The organism is Gardnerella vaginalis (assembly GCF_001546485.1).
Classification (GTDB): domain Bacteria; phylum Actinomycetota; class Actinomycetes; order Actinomycetales; family Bifidobacteriaceae; genus Bifidobacterium; species Bifidobacterium vaginale_D.
Window position 1 is genome coordinate 1 of record NZ_KQ956878.1, and the last position, 6650, is coordinate 6650.

A 6650-nucleotide genomic window follows, 5' to 3' on the forward strand; every position below is an offset into this window, starting at 1 on the left:
ATCAGCATCCGCTTCAGACTTCAACTTAGAAGGATTAGTCTTGTAGCCGTCAGTAATCTTCTTCTTGGCAGCTTGAAGTTCCTTTAGAGCCTTGTCAAGTTCCTGCTGAGTTGGAGCCTTTTCGCCCGCTGGGAGAGTCCTTGGCTTACCAGTAGTACGGTCGAACTTGTCAAGGAGATTCTTGGCAGCTGTGAGCTTGTCGTTGTAATCCTTAAGATCAGCCTTTGCAGCGTCATCGCCCTTAGCAGTCGCGTTCTTGAACGCAGGAGTGTTCTCAAACACGTCGGTGCTGGTATCAGTATCGCCGTCCTTAGACTTATCTACCTCATCTTGCAAGTCGTGCGGGCTGGTCTTGTAGTTAGCAAGAATCTTATCCTTAATTTCCTTAAGAGCCTTTTGAGCCTCGTCAACTTCCTTCTGAGTTGGAACATCCTTAGCATCAGACTTCGGTTTACCGTTCTCATCGAACTTGCCAAGAAGATCATTAGCTTTCTTTAGAGCATCTTTGTATGTTTGCACATCTTTTTTGCCGTCAGCATCCGTCTTAGCAAGTGCATTCTGGTACTCGGTAGACTTTTCGAATTTGTCTTTCTCATCCTTTGCGCTACCATCGCCCTTAAGCTCTTTGGTTTCTTTCTTAAGAGCGTCAACTTTGGTCGTAAAGGCATCTTTGATAGCGTTCTTGGCTTCTTGCAAAGCCTTAAGAGCAGCGTCTACCTGCGCTTGTGTTGGCTTTTTATCTGGATCAGCATTCGGATCGGTACTGTTTACCTGCGCAATCAAGTCCTGCGCAGCCTTGAGCTTTTCGTTGTAATCCTTCAGCTTTGAGGTCGCATCAGTGTCGCCAGCGTTCTTCTTTTCAAGAGCGTTCTTGTACGGAATCGACTCCTCGAACTTAGGAGTTACAGGATTGCCGTCTTGATTCTTATCGCCGACTTCACGCTCAAGCTTAATAGCATCAGTTTTATAATTCTTTGTAATATTATCTTGAGCTTCTTGTAACTTCTCGAGTAACTTATCGACAAACTTTTGAGTTACCTTGCCCTTCCAATCAGTATCATTAAGCTTTTCGGTAACTTTATTCAGAACATTATCAAAGCCAGTTTGCTCACCATCTTTACCCAAGGCAGTTATAGCACCTTGGTCACCAGCATCCTTCTTAGCAAGAGCATTCTTGTACTCAGGCGTCTTCTTGAATACATCTTCCGCATACTTCTTAGCTTCTTCAAGCTTCGAAGTATCCGTCTTGTAGTTGTCTTCAATCTGCTTCTTAGCTTTCTTCAAAGATGCAAGAGCTTCATCAACCTGCTGCTGGGTTGGACGGTCGCTATTCTTCGTATTTGGATCTGTTGAAGTGGCAGCCTTTACAAGGTCGCGCGCATTCTTGAGAGCATTCTTGTAAGCAGTAACGTCTGCGTTTTCCGCACCGTTGCTCGTCTTAGCTTTAGCGTTCTTGAACTCTGGCGTAGCTTCAAAGTCTGCATCGGCTACGGTAGCACCGTGTGCAGTAGACTTCTTCGCTTCCTCGTCAAGCTTAGTGGTGTCAGTCTTGTAGGCATCAAGTGCTTTACGCTTTTCGTTAAGCGTTGTCAACGCGGCGTCGATTTCTTTTTGAGTTGGCTGCGCATCCAAAGGCGTCTTATTTTTCTTAGTGTCAGCCTTCTTGAGCAATTCCTGAGCCTCAGCTAACGCTTTGTCGTATGCCTTCTTAGTTTCCTTAGCAGCGTTGTTCCTGGTGTCATCTGGCTTGCCATCAGCAGTTAAGAAGTGAGGATCAGACGCATTGCGATACGCATCAGAAGTAACAGTACCTTCCTTAGCTGCAGGGCCATCTGTACTACCTTGCGCTTCAACACTTTCTTTCAGAGCATCAATATTAGTCTTGTAGGCGTTAAGGGCTGTACGAGCTTCATCTAGCTTCTTAAGAGCTGCGTTTACATTCTCTTGCGTTGCGTCAGGCTTGACCATCAATGCTTTAGCATCCTTCAAAGCATTGACGTAAGCTGTAGCCTTCTCCTTGATAGCAGCATATCCAGAAGTATCTTCCAAGCCATCAGCACCCAGCTTGTGCGGATCTTTAGCATTCTTATACGCTGGATCCTTCTGCGTATCCGTATCCTTGTTGATGGATTCCTGCAGCTTATCCGTCTTCGTTGCGAACTGTTTCAATTGGTCAGCCGCGTCGTTCATTGCAGTCAGAATCTTTGTGACATCTCTATCAAGCGGCTCACCATTTGCGTGTGCCTGAACGCCATCAAGATAATTCTTGGAAGTCGGATCTCCCTCTGCATCAGGAATCTTAGCGAAAGGAGTACCGTGCGCATCTTTATCCTGATCGAGTGTATTGCTAAACGCTTTATGAAGCTTAGCAACCGCATCATCATATGCCTGCTTAATCTTCTTAGCGGCTTCTACTTGAGCTTTTTCATCCTTAGTAGGATTCGTCTTTCCAGCAAGCGCCTTTGCATTCTTATACGCAGGGCTATTCTGAATAGCCAAATCATTCCAGAATGCTGCCGATAGCTTCTTCGTATCAGTTGCATACGTATCTATAACTTGACGAGCCTTTTCAAGAGCTTCTTTAGCTTTTTTGCAGTCTTCGTCAGTTGGCTGCTGAGATGGATCGGTATTAGCAAACTTTTTCTTCAGTTCCTTAGCTTTATGATAAGCGTCGTTATAGGCTTTGAAGTCCTTAGCAGCTTGAGAATCTTTACCTCCAGCTTGCGCCTTATCAAACGCATTGAAGTATGCTGGCTTCAAATAGCCATCAATATTGTCTGCAAGTGCTTTCGTAAGATCGTTCTTGTTAGTTGAATAACCTTCATGGAGCTTATCTTCAGCATCAGTTAATGCTGTTACTGCAGCATCAACCTGAGCTTGAGTTGCTTTGCCCTTCTTATCTTCAAGAAGGTCTTTAGCTGCCTTCAGAGCATCATCATATGCCTTAATAGCAGCAGCAGCCTTAGCTTTTTCTTCTTCTGATCCATTGTTCTTCTTATTAAGAGCATTCTGGTAGAAGGTACTCTTTTTTCCATTAAAATTATCAGGCTCAGGATTATCGAAGGTTTGCTGAACAGCAGCAGCAAGCTTCGCCTTATTCGTTGCCTTGGCATCAAGTGCTTTCTTAGCAGTCTCAAGAGCTGTAATTGCGTCGTTGACATCTTTTTGAGACGCGTTTGGATCCTTAGAAAGTGCATTTGCGTCCGAAACAGCCTTATCGTATGCTTCGCGCTCTTCCTTAGTGGAGTTCTGGTAGGTTGGGTCGGCAGTCTTGAGCCTGTCGTCGCCAGTCTTAGTAGCATCGCCCCTATTCACTGTGCCATGCTCAGCGATAGCAGCGTTAAGCTTATCCTTGTTAGTGCTGTATTTATCAAGCTCCTTACGAGCCTCGTCCAGCTTAGCCTTAGCTTCGTCAACAGCCTTTTGCGTAGCGTTGGCGTCCTTGCTTACCTTGTTAGCTTCTTCAAGAGCCTTGTCATAAGCTGTCTTAGCAGCGGCAGCCTTGTTGTTCTTATCCGTATCAGGAACGAGCTTGCCGCCCTCATCCTTCAGGAAGGAAGGCTCAGTAACGTTCTTATACTTGTCAGTCTCATACGTGCCGCTTGCAGTTGTATTGTCCTTCTTAGGATTACCTTGATCTTTAATGTCTTGCTCAAGCTTGGTCTTGTCAGTCTTAGCACCATCAAGAGCTTCGCGAGCCTTATCTAACCTAATAGTTGCGTTATCGATACGTGCTTTAAGCTCTTCAGACAGCTTGGAATCCTCCGTATTACCGGCTTCCTTCAACGCCTCATTAGCTTTCTTCAACGCCTCATCATACGCAGCCTTCTTATCGTCCGATGCATTGTAGTACTCATGCTGAGTAGGAACATCCTTGCCATCAACCTGAGTTGTCGCGTGCTCGTCAACAGACTTCTTCAAATCCTTTACCTTATGATTCGTCTGCGGCACAAAGATAACGTTAATTGCCTTAGGCGTATTCCAAGGTTGATTGCCGTTTTCCATGTAAACATTTCTATACATCGTCAATCCATACGGCAAAACAAACAGGCGCGCTTTATATACCTTGTCTTGTTTAGCAGCAACTACTACAGGCTTAGCATCTTTATCCCAGGAATACGATCCTGCATTCGACTCTTCATTGCCGAGGTCCACACCAGAATTATCAACCTGACGACTATATTTCCAGTAAGCGCCGTCCATCTTGCCAAGCGACAACTCAGTTGTAGGCTGGCCGTTCTTGTCAATCACGTAGCCCACATGCGACTTCTGCGCGTTTTCTTTATCGCCTTCATGAGCAAGAGTTTCGCCACCAGTAAGCTCGCGCAAACCAGCGTTGCCATCCTTCGGCGTAGCTTTCAACAAATCAAGAATCTTATTTGTATCAAATTCTTCTGCTTTAGTTGAATCGTAGCGGTAGATAATAGTCTTCCCATCTTCGCTCCACGAAAGGCCTTCGTCGGTATCGCGACCGGCAATTTTATTATTCTTCCACGAAACGTTGTAATCCTTGCGAATATCCGCCAAACGCGTGAGCTTGTGCGCCTTTACGTCAGAAGTAAACTCGGCAACAGCCTTATCGGTCTTGATCTTAACGGTAATCGTGTTTTCCGCCTGACCATTTGAGATTCCCTGATTTGCATGACCAGCCGCAGTAAGATTGCCAGTAAGATACGAAAGCGTAATCTGCTTTTCGTAGTCGGTAGCGCTTAATCCAAGCTCTGTGTTGTCTTTATTAGCTTCGTAAATAGCCTTCTTAATGCTCTTAATCTCAGCATCAGAGTAAGCGAGTGGATTGTAGATAACAGTTGCGGTACTTTCTGCAGGAACCTTAATCTGATCTTCGGTAAACTTCTTCAACACAAGGTCGCGCAAAGCAATCTTAGGAGCATCTTTTTCATCCACGCCGTCAAAATGGATTACAGCCTTATCGCCATCAAACGAAATCTTATCTGCTGTAACGCCGTTAATCTTGGCAAGCTTCGTCTTAATTTCTTCCTTAACTTCAGGCGATAGCTGAGACGGATCTTCAACAATCGGCTTATCAATGCGATCATCGTAGCGCGCAACGGTAAGCGGAATAGCTTGCGACTTAAAGCCCAAATCCGTAACCATATAGGTGCTAAGCGTCTTCGCTCCAGCTACATAAGAATTTGCATCGCCAGTTTTTTTAGTATTAATAGCATTAAACGTAGTCTTGTCGTAAGCATCCGAAGACTTTACGTTAATATTTTGCGTAAACGCTCCAGAAAGCTGATCATTTACCGACTTTTTATCACTACGCGCGGTTTCAACATTGCCAGCTTCAGTAATTGCTGCTTGAACCTTTTCAGGAGTAAGCTCTTGGTTATACTTAAGCACCACAGAGCCAGAAGTTTTTGGCGGCACAAGCGTTACAGCACGGAATACGTTTGTTCTATAAGCAATAGTTTCTTTACTACTACCATCTTTAGTTACGTACACAAAAATAGAGCGACTGGCTGTATACTTCTCAGCACCGCCAATATTTCCATTTCTAAAAAGTGTGCTCATTTCAAGAGTTGCAGAGCCGTCGCCATTCGCAGTAAATACATATTCGCCAGAATAGGCTTGATGTTTGCCTGAATTTTTCGAGTAAAAATCAATACCTCTCTCTCACTTTTTTCATTATTGAAACCATTTGTCTTAGAAGGGAAAATAGCAATACTGGTAATCTTGCTACCATCTTTTGGTGCTGCAAAGTGGAAAGTAACAGTATGCTTTTCGCCATCTACGCTATACGTGTTATCTGAGCTTCCCCAACCATACGCATTCGGTACAGTGTCAGCGTTATTCTCGTTAACTTCAATCTTGGTATTAGCTTTATCCGATGTGTCAGGCTTAATTTTATTAGAATCTTGACTTGTTGTACCACCTTCAGCGCGATCCTGATTTTCAGACGTAGTGACACCAGGTTGCTCATTTTTTAGCGAACGACTTACACGCTTCTTTACAGTAGTTTCTTCAGTGGCGCTACTAGCTGCATTAGTCTTATCAGTATCAGTAGTTGCAGAGTTACCATCCTTCTTCTCTGCAGGCTTAGCATTCTCAGCCTTCCTCTCTGCAGTCTTACTTACATTTTCAGTATTCTTGTTAGCATCTTGATTATCAGCTGTAGCACCATCATTAGTACTACCGGTCGAGGATGCTGCAGAAGTTGCAGAAGCATCAGAAGCAGCAGCAGTTACAGTAGCGGTAGCAGTATTAGTAGCAGGAGTAGTAGCAGTCTCTGCAGCCATTGCAGGAGTTGCACCGAAAGCGAAGGCAGCACCAGCTAATACGCCTGCTGCGCCAATCGTAAACGCCGCCACTTTGCGAGCGTCAATTGCTTTCTGAATCGCATTACTTGCTGTTGCATCTAACGTCACTTTACGCGAATGTGCATGCCTTCCAGAATTTGCATTAATCATAACAATATCTCCTTAAGACAAATTTCTTTACGTGTATATGTCAGTATTAACTACAACGAGCTGCAAAAAACATCGATGTATGTATGCATATTCCATCAATCTCTCTTACTTAGCTCGAACGCATAGTCGCATCGCCAGTTATAGTTATTGACCATCCTACCAGCTCAACATCAGCTATAACAGGTTCATTATGACCGATTGCATTGAGCACCCCCCCCCCCC

Annotated in this window: 1 pseudogene; it reads right to left on the reverse strand. The window is 44.6% G+C overall.

The window, feature by feature from the left end:
• Positions 1 to 6428 (reverse strand): annotated as a pseudogene (locus HMPREF3208_RS06580) (peptidase); the annotation flags it as partial.
• Positions 6429 to 6650 lie beyond the last annotated feature (222 nt).